This is a genomic window from Clavibacter quasicaliforniensis, from assembly GCF_051201715.1.
Classification (GTDB): Bacteria; Actinomycetota; Actinomycetes; order Actinomycetales; family Microbacteriaceae; genus Clavibacter; species Clavibacter seminis.
On record NZ_CP139624.1, the window covers coordinates 1,636,107 to 1,656,540 of the forward strand.

General features: G+C 73.6%; 21 protein-coding genes and 1 tRNA gene. 19 read left to right on the forward strand and 3 right to left on the reverse strand.

Features of this window, described 5'->3' with window-relative positions; translation table 11 throughout:
• Positions 1-207: 207 nt before the first annotated feature.
• From rplU to NL142_RS07910, 11 genes are all read left to right on the forward strand, one after another.
• A complete protein-coding gene (gene rplU, locus NL142_RS07860; RefSeq protein ID WP_012038175.1) occupies positions 208-516 on the forward strand; it encodes a 50S ribosomal protein L21 in 309 nt (102 codons plus the stop codon).
• 24 nt (positions 517-540) lie between these two features.
• Positions 541-795 (forward strand): 50S ribosomal protein L27, encoded by a 255-nt coding sequence (gene rpmA, locus NL142_RS07865; protein WP_012038176.1) that lies wholly within the window; start codon positions 541-543, stop codon positions 793-795.
• Positions 796-914: 119 nt separating this feature from the next.
• Positions 915-2,453: a GTPase ObgE gene (gene obgE / locus NL142_RS07870; protein WP_435078618.1), complete on the forward strand. Its 1,539-nt coding sequence runs from the start codon at positions 915-917 to the stop codon at positions 2,451-2,453.
• Positions 2,454-2,456: 3 nt separating this feature from the next.
• The gene (gene proB, locus NL142_RS07875; RefSeq protein WP_435078620.1) at positions 2,457-3,236 is read left to right on the forward strand and encodes a glutamate 5-kinase; all 780 of its coding nucleotides are present in this window, start codon (positions 2,457-2,459) and stop codon (positions 3,234-3,236) included.
• Positions 3,237-3,284: 48 nt separating this feature from the next.
• Positions 3,285-4,583, forward strand: coding sequence for a glutamate-5-semialdehyde dehydrogenase (locus tag NL142_RS07880; RefSeq protein WP_435078622.1), 1,299 nt, complete (start codon positions 3,285-3,287; stop codon positions 4,581-4,583).
• Between the two features lie 97 nt (positions 4,584-4,680).
• Entirely contained in the window at positions 4,681-4,896 is a 216-nt protein-coding gene (locus NL142_RS07885; protein ID WP_012038180.1) for a hypothetical protein, read from the forward strand.
• A gap of 17 nt (positions 4,897-4,913) precedes the next feature.
• Positions 4,914-5,516 (forward strand): nicotinate-nucleotide adenylyltransferase, encoded by a 603-nt coding sequence (gene nadD / locus NL142_RS07890; protein ID WP_104236492.1) that lies wholly within the window; start codon positions 4,914-4,916, stop codon positions 5,514-5,516.
• On the forward strand, positions 5,513-7,045 hold the full coding sequence (locus NL142_RS07895; protein WP_435078625.1) for a hypothetical protein: 1,533 nt from the start codon (positions 5,513-5,515) through the stop codon (positions 7,043-7,045). Before nadD ends, NL142_RS07895 begins: the two co-directional genes overlap by 4 nt.
• Before the next feature lie 39 nt (positions 7,046-7,084).
• Positions 7,085-7,462 (forward strand): ribosome silencing factor, encoded by a 378-nt coding sequence (rsfS, locus tag NL142_RS07900; RefSeq protein ID WP_012038183.1) that lies wholly within the window; start codon positions 7,085-7,087, stop codon positions 7,460-7,462.
• Between the two features lie 31 nt (positions 7,463-7,493).
• Positions 7,494-7,934 (forward strand): TFIIB-type zinc ribbon-containing protein, encoded by a 441-nt coding sequence (locus NL142_RS07905; protein WP_435078628.1) that lies wholly within the window; start codon positions 7,494-7,496, stop codon positions 7,932-7,934.
• A gap of 101 nt (positions 7,935-8,035) precedes the next feature.
• Positions 8,036-8,108: transfer RNA gene (locus NL142_RS07910), tRNA-Ala, on the forward strand.
• A 59-nt stretch (positions 8,109-8,167) separates the two neighbouring features.
• Here the strand turns inward: NL142_RS07910 and NL142_RS07915 are convergent.
• Positions 8,168-9,103, reverse strand: coding sequence for a nuclease-related domain-containing protein (locus NL142_RS07915; RefSeq protein WP_435078630.1), 936 nt, complete (start codon positions 9,101-9,103; stop codon positions 8,168-8,170).
• Between the two features lie 120 nt (positions 9,104-9,223).
• On the opposite strand from NL142_RS07915, the gene NL142_RS07920 reads away from it, so the two are divergent.
• From NL142_RS07920 to NL142_RS07945, 6 genes are all read left to right on the forward strand, one after another.
• Entirely contained in the window at positions 9,224-9,547 is a 324-nt protein-coding gene (locus NL142_RS07920) for a hypothetical protein (RefSeq protein WP_041465260.1), read from the forward strand.
• Positions 9,548-9,676: 129 nt separating this feature from the next.
• Positions 9,677-10,609, forward strand: coding sequence for an SGNH/GDSL hydrolase family protein (locus NL142_RS07925; protein WP_435078632.1), 933 nt, complete (start codon positions 9,677-9,679; stop codon positions 10,607-10,609).
• 135 nt (positions 10,610-10,744) lie between these two features.
• The gene (locus NL142_RS07930) at positions 10,745-11,533 is read left to right on the forward strand and encodes a DeoR/GlpR family DNA-binding transcription regulator (RefSeq protein ID WP_194682656.1); all 789 of its coding nucleotides are present in this window, start codon (positions 10,745-10,747) and stop codon (positions 11,531-11,533) included.
• On the forward strand, positions 11,530-12,501 hold the full coding sequence (locus tag NL142_RS07935) for a 1-phosphofructokinase family hexose kinase (protein WP_435078635.1): 972 nt from the start codon (positions 11,530-11,532) through the stop codon (positions 12,499-12,501). The genes NL142_RS07930 and NL142_RS07935 overlap by 4 nt, the downstream gene beginning before the upstream one ends.
• A 22-nt stretch (positions 12,502-12,523) precedes the next feature.
• Positions 12,524-14,575 carry a PTS fructose transporter subunit IIABC gene (locus NL142_RS07940; protein WP_435078637.1) on the forward strand — a complete coding sequence of 684 codons (2,052 nt, stop codon included), beginning with the start codon at positions 12,524-12,526 and terminating at the stop codon, positions 14,573-14,575.
• A gap of 55 nt (positions 14,576-14,630) precedes the next feature.
• Positions 14,631-14,903: an HPr family phosphocarrier protein gene (locus NL142_RS07945; protein WP_086514791.1), complete on the forward strand. Its 273-nt coding sequence runs from the start codon at positions 14,631-14,633 to the stop codon at positions 14,901-14,903.
• Positions 14,904-14,983: 80 nt separating this feature from the next.
• Here NL142_RS07945 and NL142_RS07950 read toward each other — a convergent pair whose 3' ends face one another.
• Together NL142_RS07950 and NL142_RS07955 are read right to left on the reverse strand one after the other, a co-directional pair.
• The gene (locus NL142_RS07950) at positions 14,984-16,474 is read right to left on the reverse strand and encodes an SDR family NAD(P)-dependent oxidoreductase (RefSeq protein ID WP_435081585.1); all 1,491 of its coding nucleotides are present in this window, start codon (positions 16,472-16,474) and stop codon (positions 14,984-14,986) included.
• A 128-nt stretch (positions 16,475-16,602) separates the two neighbouring features.
• Positions 16,603-16,878: a hypothetical protein gene (locus NL142_RS07955; RefSeq protein ID WP_435078639.1), complete on the reverse strand. Its 276-nt coding sequence runs from the start codon at positions 16,876-16,878 to the stop codon at positions 16,603-16,605.
• A gap of 87 nt (positions 16,879-16,965) precedes the next feature.
• On the opposite strand from NL142_RS07955, the gene NL142_RS07960 reads away from it, so the two are divergent.
• Entirely contained in the window at positions 16,966-19,506 is a 2,541-nt protein-coding gene (locus tag NL142_RS07960; RefSeq protein WP_435078641.1) for a DEAD/DEAH box helicase, read from the forward strand.
• The gene (locus NL142_RS07965; RefSeq protein WP_435078643.1) at positions 19,503-20,432 is read left to right on the forward strand and encodes an SDR family NAD(P)-dependent oxidoreductase; all 930 of its coding nucleotides are present in this window, start codon (positions 19,503-19,505) and stop codon (positions 20,430-20,432) included. The genes NL142_RS07960 and NL142_RS07965 overlap by 4 nt, the downstream gene beginning before the upstream one ends.
• Positions 20,433-20,434: the final 2 nt, after the last annotated feature.

Here is a 20,434-nt window from a genome sequence, read left to right on the forward strand (position 1 = left end):
GAGGACGCCGCCGGCTCGCGTATGATCGACCGAGGACGCCGGGGGTCCGGAGTTTGACCCCTGTCCGGCGTTCCGGTAACGTGAGTCGCTGGCATGCGCCGATCCCTAGAGATCGTGCGCCTGCGGCAGACTTCCTCCAATGATTCGGGCCACAGGGCGTCAAGTCCCCAGTGAGTCAAGCCCGCGAGAGAAAACAGGTACGGAAAAGTGGTTTACGCAGTTGTGCGCGCCGGCGGTCGGCAGGAGAAGGTCGAGGTCGGGACCATCGTGACGATGGACCGGGTCAAGAACCAGCAGAGCGGCAAGGTCGTGCTCCCCGCGGTCCTGCTCGTCGACGGCGACACCATCACCACGGACGCCGCCAAGCTCGCCGACGTCACCGTCAGCGCCGAGATCCTGAACGACCTCCGCGGTCCCAAGATCGTCATCCAGAAGTTCAAGAACAAGACCGGGTACAAGAAGCGCCAGGGGCACCGCCAGGACCTCACGCGCGTCCAGGTCACCGAGATCAACTAGCACCGAGACCGCAGGGAGAAACAGATGGCACACAAGAAGGGCGCGAGCTCTACCCGCAACGGCCGTGACTCGAACGCCCAGCGCCTCGGCGTGAAGCGCTTCGGCGGCCAGGTCGTCGGCGCCGGCGAGATCATCGTCCGCCAGCGCGGCACGCACTTCCACCCCGGCGTCAACGTCGGCCGTGGCGGCGACGACACGCTGTTCGCCCTCTCCGCCGGCTCGGTGCAGTTCGGCGTCAAGGGCGGCCGCAAGGTCGTCAACATCGTCGTCCCGGCCTAGCGCAGGCCGACAGCACGGACGCTGCGGCGGCACTGCCGCGCAGCACTTCAAGGGCGGGCCTCGGCCCGCCCTTGTCTGCGTTCCGCAGGGAACACCTCTAGAAGAAACGAGCTACAGCCATGGCGACATTCGTCGACACCGTGACCCTCCACCTGCGGGCGGGAAACGGCGGGAACGGCTGCGTCTCGGTGCGCCGCGAGAAGTTCAAGCCCCTGGCGGGACCCGACGGCGGCAACGGCGGCAACGGCGGGGACATCGTCCTCGTCGCGGACCCCCAGGTCACCACGCTCCTCGCCTACCACCGCGGACCGCACCGCTCCTCGCGCAACGGCGGACCCGGCATGGGCGACCACCGCCACGGCACGCTCGGCGAGGCGCTCGAGCTCCCCGTCCCGGTCGGCACCGTCGTCAAGGACGCCGACGGCAACGAGCTCGCCGACATGGCCACGCCGGGCATGCGGTTCATCGCCGCCGAGGCCGGCCAGGGCGGGCTCGGCAACGCGTCGCTCGCCACCACGAAGCGCAAGGCCCCCGGCTTCGCGCTGCTCGGCACGCGCGGCTACGAGGGCGACGTCGTCCTCGAGCTCAAGGTCGTCGCCGACGTGGCGCTCGTGGGCTACCCGTCTGCGGGCAAGTCGAGCCTCGTCGCCGCCATCTCGGCCGCGAAGCCGAAGATCGCCGACTACCCGTTCACCACGCTGCACCCGAACCTCGGCGTCGTCGAGGTCGCGGACTCGCGCTACACCGTGGCGGACGTGCCCGGCCTCATCGAGGGCGCGAGCGAGGGCAAGGGACTCGGCCTCGAGTTCCTCCGCCACGTGGAGCGCTGCTCGGCCCTCCTGCACGTGCTCGACTGCGCGACGCTGGATCCCGGCCGCGACCCCATCTCGGACCTCGACATCATCCTCACGGAGCTCGCGGCGTACCCCGTGCCCGACGGCCAGGTGCCGCTGCTCGATCGCCCGCAGCTCATCGCGCTGAACAAGATCGACGTCCCCGAGGCCCAGGAGCTCGCAGAGCTCGTGCGGCCTGAGCTCGAGGCCCGCGGCTACCGCGTGTTCGACATCTCCACGGTCAGCCACGACGGCCTGCGCCAGCTGTCCTTCGCCCTCGCGGAGCTCGTCGAGGACGCCCGCACGAAGGCCGCCGAGGAGCCCGAGGCACCGCGGATCGTGCTGCGTCCCCGCGCCGTCAACGAGAAGCCGTTCACCATCCGCGTCGACGGCGGCAGCTACGGCGACATCTACCGCGTCATCGGCACCAAGCCCGAGCGCTGGGTGCAGCAGACCGACTTCACCAACGACGAGGCCGTCGGCTACCTCGCCGACCGCCTCGCCAAGCTCGGCGTCGAGGACGGCCTGTTCAAGGCCGGCGCGGTGGCCGGATCCAGCGTCGTCATCGGCGAGGGCGACGGCATCGTCTTCGACTGGGAGCCGACCCTCACGTCGACCGCGGAGCTCATCACGAGCCCTCGCGGCGCCGACGCCCGCGTCGACCCCATCAGCCGCCGCACCAACCAGGCGCGCCGCGAGGACTACTTCGCCCGCATGGACGCCAAGGCCGAGGCGCGCGCGCAGCTCGTGCGCGAGGGCGAGGCCGGCCTGTGGGCGGACGAGGACGGGACGGACGAGGACGCGTCCTCGGACGCGAAGGCCTAGCGGATGGGGACGGCCTCGCGCGCGGGCATCGCGTCGGCGCGGCGCATCGTCGTGAAGGTCGGGTCGTCGTCCATCAGCGGGGGCAACGCCGGGCAGATCGCGCCGCTCGTGGACGCCATCGCGTCCGTGCACGCGCGCGGTGCCGAGGTCGTCCTCGTGTCCTCCGGCGCCATAGCCACGGGGATGCCCTTCCTCCGCCTCGACGACCGCCCCGCCGACCTCGCCACCCAGCAGGCCGCGGCCGCGGTCGGCCAGAGCGTGCTGATCTTCCGCTACCAGGAGAGCCTCGACCGGTACGGCATCGTCGCGGGCCAGGTGCTCCTCACGGCCGGCGACCTCGCCGCGCCCGACCACCGGGAGAACGCGCAGCGCGCCATGGAGCGGCTGCTCGGTCTCCGCCTGCTGCCCATCGTCAACGAGAACGACACCGTCGCCACGCACGAGATCCGCTTCGGCGACAACGACCGGCTGGCGGCGCTCGTCGCCCGACTGGTGGACGCCGACCTGCTGCTGCTCCTCTCGGACGTGGACGCCCTCTACACGCGACCGCCGGAGGAGCCGGGCGCCCTCCGCATCGAGCACGTGGGGTTCGGCGACGAGCTCGACGGCGTCGAGATCGGCAGCACCGGCACGGGAGTCGGCACCGGGGGAGCGGTGACCAAGGTCGCCGCCGCGCGCCTCGCCGCCGAGGCCGGCACCGGGGTACTCCTCACGTCGACCGCGCAGGTCCATGCGGCCCTCGCCGGCGAGCACGTCGGCACCTGGTTCGCGCCCCGCGGCTGAACGCCCGGCACCCCGTCGGGCCGACGGCGCGTCAGTAGGCTGCCGTGCATGCCCTCGAACGCGCCCGTCGCCCCGACCATCACCGCCGAGGTCCTCCCCGCCGACGAGCTCGAGCGGATCCTCGAGGCCGCCCGCACAGCATCCATCTCCCTCGCCGCCAGCACCTCCGTCCAGCGCGACGCCGCGCTCGACGCCGTCGCGGCCGCGCTCGTCTCCGGAGCCGATCGCATCGTCGCGGCCAACGCCTGGGACCTCGCCGCGGGCCGGGATGCCGGGCTGGCAGCCGGCCTCCTCGACCGGCTGACGCTCGACGCGAGGCGCGTGGCGTCCCTGGCCGACGCCGTCACCGGGATCCGCGGGCTCGACGACCCGCTCGGCCACGTCGTCCGCGGCTGCACGCTCCCGAACGGCCTGCTGCTCTCCCAGGTGCGCGTCCCCTTCGGCGTGGTCGGCGCGATCTACGAGGCTCGCCCCAACGTCACGGTCGACATCGCCGCGCTCGCCCTGAAGAGCGGCAACGCCGTCGTGCTGCGCGGCGGATCCGCGGCGCTGCGCACCAACGCCGTCCTCGTCGACGTCATGCGCGCCGCCCTCGAGCGCGTCGGCCTCCCCGCGGATGCGGTGCAGACGGTCGACGCGCACGGCCGCGCGGGTGCCGCGCGACTCATGCGGGCACGCGGCCTCGTCGACGTGCTCGTGCCGCGCGGATCCGCCGAGCTCATCCGCACCGTCGTCGAGGAGTCGACCGTGCCCGTCATCGAGACCGGGGCCGGCGTCGTCCACGTCTACCTCGACGCGTCGGCCGACGCGCGCATGTCCGTCGACATCGCGGTCGACGCCAAGGTCAGCCGCCCGAGCGTGTGCAACGCGATGGAGACGCTGCTGGTGCACCGCGACGCCGCGTCCCGGATCCTCCCCGCAGTGCTCGACGCCCTCCGCGACCGGGGCGTGACGGTGCACGGCGACGCCGCAGTGCGCGAGCTGTGGCCGGACGCCGTCCCCGCCACGGACGAGGACTGGGCGGCCGAGTACCTGTCGCTCGACCTCGCGGTGCGCGTCGTCGACTCCGTGGAGGATGCGGTCGCCCACATCGCCCGCTGGTCGACGCACCACACCGAGTCCATCGTCACGTCCGACCTCGCCGTCGCCGAGCGCTTCCTGGCCGCCGTGGACTCGGCCGTCGTCATGGTCAACGCGTCCACGCGCTTCACCGACGGCTCCGAGTTCGGCTTCGGCGCCGAGGTCGGCATCTCCACGCAGAAGCTGCACGCGCGGGGTCCGATGGGACTGCAGGAGCTCACCAGCACCAAGTGGATCGTGCGGGGGAGCGGGCAGGTCCGCGGCTGACGGCACGCCCGGCTGGCGTGCGCCCCGTGCGGGGGCCCGCCGGTAGGATGGCAGGCGCCGCCTCCGCTCGACGGGGCGTGCCACGAACGGAGATCACATGCACGCGCTGACCACCACCATCCTCGCCGAGACCGAGCACGCCATGGAGCTCGCCGCTCCGCTCTGGGTGTTCCCGGCCGTCGCGGCGGTCGCGTTCCTCGCGCTCGGGGTGGTCATGTTCAGCTTCCGCGACGTGGCGAACCGCCACTCGGAGAAGTGGGGCAAGCCCCCGGTCGCCGAGCAGGGCCACGGCACCGCCGACTCCACCCACTGAGCGCGAGCACCCACCACATGACGACGGCCGCCGCCCCGCGCCTCCGCATCGGGGTCATGGGCGGCACGTTCGACCCCATCCACAACGGCCACCTCGTCGCCGCGAGCGAGGTGCAGCAGCATCTCCAGCTCGACGAGGTGATCTTCGTCCCCACCGGCCAGCCGTGGCAGAAGCAGACCGTCACGGACGGCGAGCACCGCTACCTGATGACCGTGATCGCGACCGCGGCCAACCCGCGCTTCACCGTCAGCCGCGTCGACATCGACCGCGCGGGCACCACGTACACGATCGACACGCTCCGCGACATCCGGCGCACCCATCCGGACGCGGAGCTGTTCTTCATCACGGGAGCGGACGCCATCCAGCAGATCCTGGGCTGGAAGGACGTCGCCGAGCTGTGGGACCTGGCGCACTTCGTCGCCGTCACCCGGCCCGGGCACGACCTGACCGAGAGCGGCCTCCCGCACGCCGACGTAAGATTGCTGGAGGTCCCGGCGCTGGCGATCTCCTCGACCGACTGCCGAGCCCGCGTCGGACGGGGCTTCCCCGTGTGGTACCTCGTCCCCGACGGAGTCGTCCAGTACATCTCCAAGCACCACCTGTATCGGAGCCCGCAATGACCCCCTCCCACGACGCGCCCGACACCGGGCCGACCTCGTTCGACGACGGTCCCGCTCCCGCGACCCTCGGCCTCAGCCGCCGCGAGATGCGCGCCGCGGAGCGCGCCCGCGCGCTGGCGCTCGGCATCGACGAGGCGGACGACGCCCCCGCGGGCGAGCCCGCCGCCGTCGCGGACGGCCCGACCGCCGGTCCCTACGACGAGCGCGCCGCGACGCCGGTCCCTGCGGACACTGAAGCCGACACCTCGTCTCCCTCGCGTGGAGACGGATCGGGGTCCCGGTCCGACGAGGCGACGACGCCTCCGGCCGCGCCGCTGACCGCCCCGGGCATCGGCCCCGACACCTCGGCCATCCTGCTGTCGGGCGGAGTGCTCACGCGACGCCAGCTCCGCGCCATCCGCGAGGCCGAGGAGGCCGCCCGCGAGCAGCGCGGGTCCGAGCACGAGGACGCGCAGGCGACGCCCGCCGGCTCGGACACGGGCTCGACGCCGTCCGACGCGGAGCCCACCGCCGCGGCCGTGGACGACGCGCCCCCGTCCTCGTCCGAGACGTCCGTCCCGCCGTACGCGCGGTACGGCCGAGGATCGCGCGCGACGCCGCGGCCCCGCGCGCCCTACGGGAGCGCCTACCGTCGGGCGACCGCCGCAGAGGCGACGGACGCACCCGCACCTGCCGCGGAGGACGAGGCGCCGGCCAATGCACCCGACGCGCCCTCGCCGGCCGACCGCGCGGCGACCCCCGCCGATACGCCGTCGGCCTGGCCGTTCGCGCCGATCGTCCCCTCGGGCGACGCCGCCGGTCGCGACCTGGACGCGTCGGGCGAGCAGCCGACCGTCCCGCCCCTCGCGGCACATGCCCCGAGCTCCGACGAGGATCCGCGCCCCGCACCCTCGCTCGAGGCGACGCCGTGGGTCACGGGATCCGCCGAGCCGTCCCTCGAGCCGGCGTTCGGCACGCGCGCGTCCGCCGCCGAGGCCCTCCCGGAGGACGGGACCGAGACGCCGGACGCCGACTCCGCATCGACCGTGACCGCCCCGACGGACTCCGCCGCCCCCGCCGCGCCCGACGCCCGCGCGCCGTTCACCCCGCCGACGGGTCACTGGTCCGTGCAGGACCAGGTCGACGAGGACCAGCCCCACACCGGCAACCACTTCATCCTCCCGACCGTGCCGCACGCCAACGACATGCAGCAGGCGCTCAACAGCACGGGCGAGATCATCATCACCGGCTCCATCGACCTGCCGCGCAGCCTCGGCTCCATGGGCACGCACCCGGACCGCTTCGACACGGCCGACATGGACCGCATCCTCGAGCAGGGCGACGACCACGACCACGCGCCGGGCGGCACCGACTCGGAGCCCGTCCGCGCCAGCCGCGCCGTCAGCACGCACACCTCGACGCGCGCCGTCGTCCAGCCGCCGCCCCGCAAGCGCTTCACCGCGCCGGTCGTCGCGGCCGTCGCGGCCGGCGGAGTCGCCGTCATCGGCGCCGGCCTCGTCATCGTCGCGTTCATGACGAATGTATTCTGATCGTCTGATGCACCATCCCATCCGTCCCGGAAGGACTCTGTGACCGCTTCTCCCCGCGCCCTCGACCTGCTCAAGGTCGCCGCCCTCGCTGCCGACTCCAAGCAGGCCATCGACCTGGTCGCGCTCGACGTCTCCGGGCCCCTGCCCCTCACCGACGTCTTCCTCATCGCCTCGGCCCGCAACGAGCGGAACGCGCAGGCGGTCGCCGACGAGATCGAGGACAAGATGATCGAGGCCGGCGCCAAGCCGCTGCGCCGCGAGGGGAAGAGCGAGGGACGCTGGATCCTCCTCGACTTCGGCGACGTCGTCGCCCACGTCTTCACCGAGGAGGACCGCATGTACTACTCGCTGGAGCGCCTCTGGAAGGACTGCCCCGTCGTCGCCCTCGAGATCGAGCCGACGGCCTCCGCATCCTGATCCTCCGCCACGCGTCCCGCGAGGAGCTCGCATGAAGTGCCCCAACGACTCGGCCACCCTCGTGATGAGCGAGCGGGCCGGCGTCGAGATCGACTACTGCCCCGACTGCCGCGGCGTGTGGCTCGACCGCGGCGAGCTCGACAAGATCCTCGATCGTGCGGAGCAGGAGATGCGGTCCGCCCCGGCGGCCGCGACGCCCGCATCGCCCGTGCCACCGGCGGCGCCGCTCGGCGGGTACCCGGACCCGGATCGCGACGACCGGCGCCGGGATGACGACCGGCGCGGGGACGACCGCCGCGGGGACGAGCGCCGCCGCGAGGACGACCGCGATCGGTCGTACGGGTCCCGGATCGACGGATACGGCGACCGCGGCGGCTCCGGCTATCCGGCGGCGGGCGGCTTCGAGCAGAGCGGCGGGTACGGCGGGAAGCGCCGCAAGAAGGAGAGCTGGCTCAGCGAGCTGTTCGACTGAGCCGTCTCCGCCGGCCGCCCGTGGATGAGGATGCCCTGGTCATGGGGTGGTCGGAATGTGTAGTAATGTAGACGAGTCGCTTCCGCAGGGAAGCGGTTCATGGGTCTGTGGCGCAGTTGGTAGCGCACCTGCATGGCATGCAGGGGGTCAGGGGTTCGAATCCCCTCAGATCCACCCTCGAGCCCCGCTCCTCCTCTCGGAGGCGCGGGGCTCTTCGCGTCTCGCCGGGAGGATCAGGACGCTCGGGCCGGCCCCACGCGCTCGACGTGTGCCCCGTTGCTCGAGAGCAGCCGCTCCAGCCGCTCGATGACGGACTCCTCCACCTCGGAGGCCCGTCCCCTCTCGAGGCCCGCCAGGACGGCGCTCAGCCCGCCCGCCCCGCGCACGACGTGGGTCGGCACCCGCGACTGACCCGGACGCTGCTCGGCGGCCGCATGGAGGACGACGTCCGCGTGGCTGTACAGCACGACGGTCTGGAACCAGGGCGCCGAGCCGACCTCCCGAACGAGGTGCGCTCGCAGCCGCTCCGACTGGATGCGCACCTGCTTGACGGGCGCCTTCGCTCCGATGTGGGTGCGGACGATGAGCGTCCCGGTCTGCGGATCCGGCCGCACCTGCACGGCCGAGGTCTCTGCGCCCTCGGGCAGCTGCAGGAGCGCGCCGAACGACGCGTGCACGGAGGACGGGCGGACGCCGTCGAAGACGACACCCGCCCAGTGCTTGCTCTCGATGATGAGCGCACCCCGCGGAGTGACCAGCACGTGGTCGACCTGCGCCATGAAGCGCCTCTCGTCCTCCGTCACGACGAAGACCACGTTGGTCGCAAGCAGGCCCGGCAGACGCGCGGCGGCGCAGGACGCGGCGATCAGCGCATGGGAGACCGCCTCGCCCTCCCAGGTGGTGGCGAACCGGCCATGGGCCTCCTCCGCGTCGGCGACAGCCGCGGCGAGACGCTCGTCGAGCAGCGCGAGCTCCCGCGCATGGGCGGTCGAGCGGGAGCTGAGGAGCGACGCATGCCCCGCCACGAGCTCGGCGACCCGCCGTGCGTGGAGCTCGCTCTCCTCTCGCGCGGCCTCGGTGCGACGCGCGTCGATGCGGCGGCCGATCCGGACCAGCACGGCGATGGCGACGAGGAGCAGGACGACGAGGGTCCAGGCGACGATCTGCATGGGGTCAGGCAAGCACGAGGGCTCCCGTCCGCGCGGGATCCGCTCCCCGATCGGGGGACTGTCCTCCACTTGGAGGACCGGCGTACCGTTGCTCAGGTCATCGACCCCTGGAGCTCCACAATGTCGCACGCCACCCTGCACCGCACGCACACCACCGACCCGCACCGCACGTCGGTGGTCGGTTCCGCGGTGCTGGGCTTCCTGTCCGCGTTCGTGGTGGGCGCGGCCGTGATCGTGACGCTCCTCATCACCTCCTTCGCGCAGGGGACCGAGGGCTACCCCGGACTCGACGTGCCGGGCGTGGTCGACACCCGCATCGACCACGGCAGCGTCGTGACGCAGATCGGCCCGGGCGGGTTCCTCTTCCCCCTGGCTGCCGGCCTCCTCGTCGGGCTGATCGTGGCCGTCGTCGTCTACGCGCGGCAGCGCCACGTCGAGGACTGAACCCGACCGACCCTGATCCCGCGCGCGCGTAGGGTCGAGGGGATGCCTCGCCACACCGCCTCACGCTCGAGTCGGCGCCACGCGTCGGCCTCTCGCTCCCGTCTCCATGGAGCGTCCCTCGTCGGCGCGATGGCGGCACTGCTCCTGATCGCGACCGGCTGCACAGCACCGGATGTCGTCCTCCCGACCGCTCCCGCCGCCCCGCTCCGGGTGGTCTCCCTCGGGGACTCCTACTCCACGGGCACGGGACCGGCCGAGCCGCTGCCCGGCGACGCGGGGGTGTGCGGGCGCACCGTCGCCTCGTCCATCCGGGTCGCTGCGGCCGCGGTCGGCGCGGATCTCGTCGACGCAGCCTGCGACGGCGCCAGCACCGCGGACCTCGTCGCCCCGCGCGAGCGCGGAGGACAGACGGTGCCCGCGCAGCTGGACGCCCTCGCCGACGGGGCCGACGTGGTCCTCGTGCGCCTCGGGGGCAACGACCTCGGCTTCCCCGCCCTCGTCGGCGGATGCCTCGCCCGGGATCCGGACGGACCTGTGGCCGCGGGTCCGACGACGTGCGTGGACGCGCTCGCGCCCGCGGGCGGGACCGACGCCGTCCGCGCCCGCATCGCCGGCGAGGTGGCGACGCGTCTCGCCGAGGCCTTCGCGCGGATCCGGGCGGCGGCGCCCGACGCCCGCATCGTCGCGCTCGGCTACCTGACCGTGCTCGGCGACCCGGATGCGCTCCCGGCCGAGGGCTGCCTGCGCGCCACGGCGTCGTCGGCGGTCAACGGCCAGGTGCTCCTCGCCGACCGGGACGCGGCGTGGCTCGCGGGGATCCAGCGCGAGCTCGACGGCGCGATCGCGCGGGCGGCCGCCGACGCGGGCGCGCGATTCGTGGACCAGGAGACGCCGACCGCCGAGCACGGAGCATGCGTCGGCGACGCGGGGGATCCGTACGTCGCAGGGCTCGGCGGCAGCGCGGGAGACGTGCCCCTCCATCCCAACGCGGCCGGACTGGAGTGGGAGTCGGGTGCCATCGCGGGCGTGCTGCGCGAGGAGGCGACGGCGCTCGGCCGCTGACCCTCGCCGCGGCCCGGGAGGGTGATTCTGGGTTCGTGTGGGTTCCTGTGGGATCGTGTTGCTTCTGCCGCGGATCAGGGCTACAGTGCGAGGACGCGAGGCGCCAGTGCCCCACGGAGTCGAAGGAGACCGCCCATGTACGCCGAAGAGCGCCAGGACAGGGTGGTCGCCCTCCTCGAGCGCACCGGCCGCGTGGCGGTCCTCGGCCTGGCCCGCGACTTCGACGTGACGACCGAGACCGTGCGCCGGGACCTGGCGCAGCTCGAGAGTCGCGGCGTGCTCCGCCGGGTGCACGGCGGCGCCGTCCGGGCTGACCGGTCCACCCGGGCCGAGGAGAGCCTCGACACCCGCGGGGCGCGCAACACGGCGGCCAAGGCACGCATCGCCGACGCGGCGATGGCCTTCCTGCCCGCGAGCTTCGAGGGATCCATCGCGCTCGACGCGGGTACCACCACCGGCCTCGTCGCGGAGCGCGTCGCCGCCTGGCGGCCCGACGTCCCCGGCCGCACGCTCGTGGTCGTCACCCACTCCATGGCGGTCGCGCAGACCGTCACCCGCAACCCCGCCGTCGAGGTGCAGCTGCTCGGTGGCCGCGTCCGCGGCATCACGAGCGCGGCCGTCGGCCCCGCCACCCTCGGCCAGCTCGCGCGGCTGCGACCCGACATCGCCTTCATCGGCGCGAACGGGATCCACGCGGAGTTCGGCCTGAGCACACCCGATGAGGAGGAGGCGGCCGTGAAGACTGCGTTGACCCGAGGATCCCGACGCGCCGTGGCGCTCGTCGACGCGTCGAAGTCGGGGGAGGAGGCGCTCGTCGGCTTCGCGGCCCTCGACGACCTCGACGCGCTCGTGACCGACGTCGCGCCCGACGGGCAGCTGGCCGCGGCGCTGGCGGCCGCCGAGGTGGAGGTGATGGTCGCGTGATCCTCACCCTCACCGCCAACCCCAGCCTCGACCGCACCATCGACCTCGCCGGCGCCCTCGCGCGCGGCGCCGTCCAGCGGGCCCGCGGCGTCGCCGAGCAGCCGGGGGGCAAGGGCGTCAACGTCTCGCGCGCGCTCATCGCCTCGGGCCTCGACACGATCGCGCTGCTGCCCGGGCGCCTCGACGACCCCATGCTCGTGGCCCTGGCCGCCGAGCGGATCCCGCTCGACCACCTGGACATCGACGGCCGCGTGCGCCAGAACGTCACGCTGACGGAGCCCGACGGCACGACGACCAAGGTCAACGAGCCGGGGCCCGTGCTCTCCGCGGCCGAGGCGGACGCGCTCGTCGCGCTCGTCATCCGGCACGCGCGCCGGGCGAGCTGGCTCGTGCTGGCGGGATCGCTGCCGCCCGGCCTCGACGACGACTTCCACGCCCGCGTGGTGCAGGCCGTACGCGCCGAGCTCGGCGACGCCGCGCCGAGGATCGCCGTCGACTCGTCGGGCGCGCCCATGGCCGCGCTCGTCGCGTCCGGCGCGGTCGTGGACCTCGTCAAGCCCAACGCCGAGGAGCTCGCCGAGCTCGTCGGCCTCCCCGACCCGGATGCGCTCGAGGCCGACCCCCGGCTCGCCCACGACGCATCCCGCTCCCTCGTCTCGCGCGGCTGCCGGGCGGTCCTCGCGACCCTCGGCGCGCGGGGCGCCGTCCTCACCACGGCGGAGGGCGGGTGGCTCGCCACCATGCCCCCGATCGTGCCGGTGAGCACCGTGGGCGCGGGCGACTCGTCGCTCGCGGGCTACCTGCTCGCCGACCACCGCGGGGCAGCACCCGAGGGGCGGCTGGCGCAGGCCGTCGCCCACGGATCCGCCGCCGCGTCCCTGCCCGGCAGCACCATGCCGTCCCCCGACCAGACACGGCCGGACAGCGTCACCGTCCAGCCGCTCCTCCCGATCGCCGCCGATCGCTGACCCGTCCCACCTGGAGAAGAACATGCCATCGCTCATCACGAACCGCCTCGTGCTCCTCGACGCCGACCTCGGTGCCGACCGCGAGCACGCCGTCCGCACGCTCGCCGAGCGCGTCGTCGCCGAGGGCCGCGCCACCGACGCCGACGCCCTCTTCGCCGACGCATGGGAGCGCGAGTCGAAGACCGACACCGGCATGGGCGGCGGGCTGGCGATCCCGCACTGCCGCTCCGCCGCGGTGACCGAGGCCACGCTCGTCATGGCCCGGCCGGAGCCCGCCGTCGACTTCGGCGCCCCGGACGGCCCCGCCGACCTCGTCTTCTTCATCGCCGCGCCCGACGGCGCCGACCAGGAGCACCTCGTGCTGCTGTCGCGCCTCGCCCGCTCGCTCATCAAGCCGGAGTTCGTCGAGGCGCTGCGCTCGGCGACCGACGAGGACCAGGTCGTGTCGCTCGTGGAGGGCGCGCTCGTGGACGAGCCCGCCTCCTCGACGGGCGCCCCGGCAGCCGCCGCTCCCGCCGCGTCGGCATCCGCTCCCGCCGCGGCCCCCGCGGACGCGCCCGTGCTCATCGCCGTCACCGCGTGCCCCACCGGCATCGCGCACACCTACATGGCGGCCGACTCGCTCGTCGCCGCGGCCAAGCGCGCGGGCGTCGAGCTGCACGTCGAGACCCAGGGATCCTCCTCGGTCACGCCCGTCGACCCCGCGATCATCGCGCGGGCGACCGCCGTGATCTTCGCGGTCGACGTGGACGTGCGCGATCGCGCGCGCTTCGCCGGCAAGCCCGTCATCCAGTCGCCCGTCAAGCGCGGCATCGACCAGCCCGACCAGATGGTCGCCGAGGCCGTCGCGGCCGCGAAGGACCCGAACGCCCCGCGCGTGCCGGGCGGCGCGTCGTCCGCATCCGGATCCGAGCAGGCCTCCCCGCAGGCGTCGCAGTCGGTGGGCGCGCGCCTCAAGCGCTGGCTGCTCACGGGCGTCAGCTACATGATCCCGTTCGTCGCGGGCGGCGGTCTGCTCATCGCGCTGGGCTTCCTCCTCGGCGGCTACCGGATCACCGAGACGGCGTCCGATGTCGTCCTCCAGAACTCGCTCGCGAACCTGCCCGCGGGCGGCCTCGGCCAGTACCTCGGCGCGGTCGCGTTCGTCATCGGCAACGCGTCCATGGCGTTCCTCGTGCCGGCGCTGGCCGGCTACATCGCCTACGCCATCGCGGACCGGCCGGGCATCGCGCCCGGGTTCGTCGCGGGATCCATCTCCGTCATCATGGGCGCCGGCTTCCTCGGCGGCCTCGTGGGCGGTCTCGTCGCGGGTGGCATCGCCTACGCCATCGGCCGCATCGACGTGCCGCGCTGGCTGCGGGGCCTCATGCCCGTCGTGATCATCCCGCTGCTCGCCTCGATCGTCGCGTCCGGCCTCATGGTCATGGTCCTCGGCGGCCCGATCGCGGCCCTCACGCGCGGCCTCAACGGGTTCCTCTCCGGCCTCACCGGCACGTCGGCCATCGTCCTCGGCATCATCCTCGGCGTCATGATGTGCATCGACCTCGGCGGCCCCATCAACAAGGTCGCCTACTCGTTCGCGGTCGCCGGCCTCGGCGCCGGATCCATCACCGACCAGACGCCGTGGGAGATCATGGCCGCGGTCATGGCCGCCGGAATGGTCCCGCCGCTCGCCCTCGCGCTCGCCTCCACCGTGATCGACCGCCGCCTGTTCAGCCCGGCGGAGCGCGAGAACGGCAAGGCCGCATGGCTCCTCGGCGCCGCGTTCATCTCCGAGGGCGCCATCCCGTTCGCCGCGGTCGACCCGCTGCGCGTCATCCCCGCCAGCATCGTCGGCGGTGCCGTCACGGGCGCCATGGTGATGGGGCTCGGCGTCGTGTCGCAGGCCCCGCACGGCGGCGTGTTCGTGCTCTTCGCGATGAACGGCACGTTCCTCGGCTTCCTCGCGTCCGTCGCGGTCGGCGCGGTGATCTCCGCCTTCCTCGTCGTGCTCCTCAAGCGCTTCACGACGAAGCGCCCCGAGGCCGTCGTCGAGACGTCCGCCGCCGACCAGGGCGTCCCCGTCGCGGCCTGAACCCGAACCGCCTGATCCCGTCTGTCCCATCCGCACACCCAGAAGGAGAACGTCCATGACCGAGCGCACCGCCACCATCGGCAGCCGCGTGGGCCTGCACGCCCGACCCGCATCCCTGTTCATCGAGGCCGTCCGCCGCACCGGGGTGCCGGTGAAGATCAGCAAGCCGGGCGGCACGCCGCTCGACGCGACGAGCATCCTGTCGCTCATGAGCCTCGGCGCCGCCAACGGCGACCAGGTCGTGCTCACGGCCGAGGGCGACGGCGCGGACGCCGCGCTCGACGAGCTCGCGGCGCTGCTCGAGAGCGACCTCGACGCCGTCGAGTAGCCATCCGCACGACGAGAGGCCCGGACACCGCGATGCGGGTCCGGGCCTCTCGTCGTGTCAGGCGGCTGCGGCGTGCGGCGTCACCACTCGGCGACGCGGTAGTCCTTGAGGAACACTCCGGAGATGTCCTCGCCGGCCTGGCCCATGACGATGGGGTCGTACACGCGCGCGGCGCCGTCGACGAGGTCGAGCGGGGCGTGGAAGCCCTCCTCGGCGAGCCTCACCTTGGTGGGGTGCGGTCGCTCGTCGGTGATCCAGCCGGTGTCGACGCTCGTCATGAGGATGCCGTCGGTCTCGCGCATCTCGCGCGCCGAGGTGCGGGTCATCATGTTGAGCGCGGCCTTCGCCATGTTCGTGTGGGGGTGGCCGGGGCCCTTGTACGCGCGGGCGAACTGGCCCTCCATGGCGCTCACGTTGACGACGTACTTCCGGCGCGACGCCGACGCGGCCATCGCGGGGCGCAGCCTGCTGACGAGCAGGAACGGCGCCGTGACGTTGGCGAGCTGGACCTCCAGCATCTCCAGCGGATCCACCTCGTGCACCACCTGGGTCCAGCTGTTCGCGTCGTGCAGGTCGGGCACGAGGCCGCCCGCGTCGATCGCGGTGCCGGCCGCGAGGCGCGCGAGCGACGACGAGCCCGCGGTCATGGCGAGCTCGGTGACCTCGGCGGCCGTGATCCCGGTCGCCGTGGAGAGGATCGGGTGCGCCGCCACCGAGGCGGCGAGGGCAGCAGGGTGCGCGTCGGCCGTGTGGCCGAAGGTGAGGAGCTCGGGGAGGTCGCCGTCGGGCAGCGGCGCCGCCTCGGCCTCCGACAGCGGCGCGTACGAGCCGGGGGAGCGGCGCACGGTCTGCGCGGCGTTGTTGATGAGGATGTCGAGCGGACCGGCGGCGGCCACCGCGTCCGTGAGCCCGATGACCTGCGCCGGGTCGCGGAGGTCGAGGCCCACGATGCGGAGGCGGTGCACCCACTCGTGCGCATCCGGCAGGCCGGCGAAGCGGCGCACGGCGTCGCGCGGGAAGCGCGTGGTGATGGTGGTGTGCGCGCCGTCGCGGAGCAGGCGCAGCGCGATGTGCATGCCGATCTTGGCGCGGCCGCCCGTCAGGACCGCGCGCATGCCCGTGAGGTCGGTGCGGGCCTCGCGCTTCGCGTGGTTGAGGAGCGCGCAGTCCGGGCAGAGCTGGTGGTAGAAGGCGTCGACCTGCGTGTAGTGCTGCTTGCAGATGTAGCAGGGGCGCGACCGGAGGAGCGTGCCGGCGGTGGGCTTCGCGGTGGTGATGGCGAGCGGGATCCCGCGGGTCTCGTCGTCGATGCGGTCGGGTGCGCCCGTGGCGGTGGCGGCGACGACGGCGCGGTCGGCGCTGGCGACGGCCTCGCGCTTCTCGAGCCGGCGGGCCTTCTTCACCTGCTTGAACATGGAGGCGGTGGCGCGGCGGACGGCGACGAAGTCGGGGTGCTCCTCGTCGATGTCGGCGAGCGAGCCGAGCACGCGGAGGGCGACGGCGAGGTCGTCCGGGTCGATGGCCGACCCGGGGGCGGCCGACCGGTCGGGGGAGGCGGCGGCATCGGGCATGGGGGTGACGGGATCCGCGAGGCGGGCGGGGTCGTCGGGCAGGGCGTCGGAGGGCACAGGAGATGATACCCGGGACCTCGGCGGCTCCCGGGCGCCGGGCGGCGGGGCCGCCGGGGACCGGGCGTCGCCTACATCGTGGTGGCGAAGCCCACCGCGGCGGCGATGACCGCCCAGAGCGCGATAGTGACGACCACGAGCGCGATGACCCCGGTGCGGCGGTCGCGCCACCGCGCCCGCTCGGTCTCGGGGTCGACGGGGACGGACTCCGGGGCGGCGACGCCGGCGGTCGCGCCGTCCGCGACATGGCCCGCGGTGGCCTCGTCCGTGTCGGCGGGCGGCGTCGATGCCGGGGTCGGGTGCAGCGGGGCGCGGTCGGGACGCGGATCGAGCGGGAGGGACGGCATCCGGCGACCGTACGCGCTGGCGCCCCGAGGACCCTGCCGCCTGTGGAGAACTCCGCGGCGGGATGCGTGGGGGAGGATGGACGCATCATGTCGGACACCGCGCTCGCCCCCACGCTCACCGAGGAGGCGGCCCGGCTGGCCGTGGACGGGGCGACCGACGACGCCATCTACGACGCGTTCGCCGAGTGGGCGATCGCACGCGGGATCGAGCTCTACCCGGCGCAGGACGAGGCGGCGCTGGAGATCGCGTCGGGCGCGAACCTCATCCTCTCGACGCCGACGGGCACGGGGAAGTCGCTCGTCGCCGTCGCTGCGCACTTCGCGGCGCTCGCCCGGGGACGCCGCTCGTACTACACGGCCCCGATCAAGGCGCTCGTCTCCGAGAAGTTCTTCGCGCTCGTGGAGCTGTTCGGCGCGGCGCAGGTGGGCATGGTCACGGGTGACTCCTCCGTCAACCCGGACGCGCCCATCATCTGCTGCACCGCTGAGATCCTCGCCAACCGGTCGCTCCGCGGCGGCGCGGACACGCCCGTCGACCAGGTGGTCATGGACGAGTTCCACTTCTATGCGGATCCGCAGCGCGGCTGGGCCTGGCAGGTGCCGCTCCTGCTCCTGCCGCACGCGCAGTTCGTGCTCATGTCGGCGACGCTCGGCGACGTGACCGACCTCGCGGACGACCTCACGCGCCGCACCGGGCGTCCGACGGCGCGCATCACGGGCATCGAGCGGCCCGTGCCGCTCTTCTTCCACTACGCGGTGACGCCCGTGCAGGAGACCGTCGAGGAGCTGCTCGACACGAAGCAGGCGCCCGTCTACATCGTGCACTTCGCGCAGGCGGCGGCCCTCGAGCGGGCGCAGGCGCTCTCGAGCATCAAGATCGTGACGCGCGAGCAGCGGGACGAGATCGCGGAGATCATCGGCGGCTTCCGGTTCAGCACGGCGTTCGGCAAGACGCTCTCGCGGCTCGTGCGCGCGGGGATCGGCGTGCACCACGCCGGCATGCTGCCGAAGTACCGGCGGCTCGTCGAGCAGCTCGCCCAGCAGGGCCTGCTCCGGGTCATCTGCGGCACCGACACCCTGGGCGTCGGCATCAACGTCCCGATCCGCACGGTGCTCTTCACGGGCCTCACCAAGTACGACGGCACCCGGATGCGGCAGCTCAACGCGCGCGAGTTCCACCAGATCGCGGGGCGGGCGGGACGGGCCGGCTACGACACCGCAGGGACCGTGGTGGCGCAGGCCCCCGAGCACGAGACCGAGAACATCAAGATGCTCGAGCGCGCGGGCGACGACGTGAAGAAGCGCCGCAAGCTCGTGCGGAAGAAGGCGCCCGAGGGCTTCGTCTCGTGGGGCGAGCCGAGCTTCCGGAAGCTCATCGACGCGGAGACCGAGCGGCTGACGTCGAGCATGCAGGTGAGCCACGCGATGATGCTCAACGTCATCGCGCGCGGCGGCGACGTGTTCCAGAACATGCGCGCGCTGGTCGAGGACAACCACGAGCCGAGGATCCGCCAGCTCGCGCTCGCCCGCCGCGCCCTCGCCATCTACCGGACGCTGCGCACGGCCGGGATCGTGGAGCAGGTCGAGGACCCGGACGGCGGGCCCACCCGGATCACGCTGACGGTCGACCTGCAGGCCGACTTCGCGCTCAACCAGCCGCTGTCGCCGTTCGCGGTCGCGGTGTTCGAGATCCTCGACCGGGAGTCGCCCACGTACGCGCTCGACATGGTGAGCGTCGTGGAGGCGACCCTCGACGACCCGCGGCCGATCCTGTCCCAGCAGCAGTTCAAGGCCCGCGGCGAAGCCGTGCAGGCGATGAAGGCCGAGGGCATCGAGTACGACCAGCGCATGGAGCTGCTCGAGGCGGTCACGCACCCGAAGCCGCTCGAGGAGCTGCTCGACCAGTCGTTCGCGACCTACAGCGCGAGCCAGCCGTGGATCGGCGACTTCGCGCTCAGCCCGAAGTCGGTCGTCCGCGACATGTACGAGCGCGCGATGTCCTTCAGCGAGCTGATCTCCTTCTACGGCCTCATGCGCTCCGAGGGCCTCGTGCTCCGCTACCTCTCCGACGCGTTCCGGGCGCTGCGGCAGACGATCCCCGACGAGGCGAAGACCGAGGAGCTGCTCGACGTCATCGAGTGGCTGGGGGAGCTCGTGCGCCAGGTCGACTCGAGCCTCCTCGACGAGTGGGAGGAGCTGTCGCACCCGACCCAGGCGCCCGGCGACGCGCCCGTGCTGCCGCCCGCGCCGAAGCTCCTCACGTCGAACACGCGGGCGTTCCGGATCCTGGTGCGCAACGAGCTGTTCCGCCGCGTGCAGCTCGCGGCCCGCGAGGACCTGCAGGCGCTCGGCGAGCTCGACGCCGCGTCCGGCTTCGACGCGGACGCGTGGGGCGACGCGCTCGACGGCTACTTCGGCGAGTACGACCGCATCCTCACCGACGGCGACGCCCGCAGCCAGGCGCTCGTCACGATCGAGGAGGGCCCGACCGCGTGGACAGTGCGGCAGGCGCTGCACGATCCCGAGGGCGACCACGACTGGGGGATCGAGGCGACGGTGGACCTCGACGCGTCGAACGAGGCCGGCGAGGCCGTCGTGCGCGTGACGCGCGTGGGCACCCTCTCGTGAGCGCCGCGCCGCGCCTGCCCGAACTCGCCGGGCGGACGATCCTCGTCACCGGCGCGAACGGCGGCGTCGGGTTCTGGACCTCCGCGCAGCTCGCGGCCGCGGGCGCCCGCGTGCTGCTCGCCTGCCGCTCCGCCGAGCGCGGTGACGCCGCCGCCCGGGCGCTCGGGGCGCGCGTGCCGGGGGCCGACGTGGAGGTCGTGTCCCTGGATCTCGCGAGCCTGGCCAGCGTGGACGCCTGCGTCGCCGCCGTGCGGGAGGACCTCGACGCGATCGTCGCGAACGCGGGCCTCACCCCGGCGGGCGGCCGCGCGCGCCACCGCCGGACGACCATCGACGGGTTCGAGGAGCTCATGGGCACCAACGCGCTCGGCCACTTCGCGCTCGTCGCCGGGCTCGCGCCCCGGCTGCGGGCGGGTGGACGCGTGGTGATGCTCGGATCCCTCGCCCATCGCTTCTCGCCGCTCGACCTCGGCGACCTCGCGGGAGAGCGGCGCATGCCCGCGCTCGTGCGCTACGGCCGGTCGAAGACGGCGTGCATGGTGATCGCGGCCGAGCTCGACCGGCGGTGGCGGGCCGCGGGATCCGACCGCGTCGCACTCGCGGCGCACCCCGGCTACTCGGTGGACGCGCTGACGCCGCCGCAGGATCCGGCCGACCGTGCGCGCGGACTCGACGCGGCGCGCCGCCGGCTCGCGAGGGCCGGCCGTGTCCTGGTGCAGGGCAAGGACGCCGGCGCGTGGCCGGTGGCGCACGCCGCGGCCGCGGACGGCGTCACGGGCGGTGCGTTCTGGGGACCCGCAGGCCCGCTCGAGCTGAAGGGCGCATCTGCTCCCGCGTTCGTCGCGGAGCACGCGCGATCGCGGGCCGTCGCCGAGCAGCTGTGGGCGGCCGCCGAGGAAGCGACAGGGATCCGCTTCCGGCCCTGACG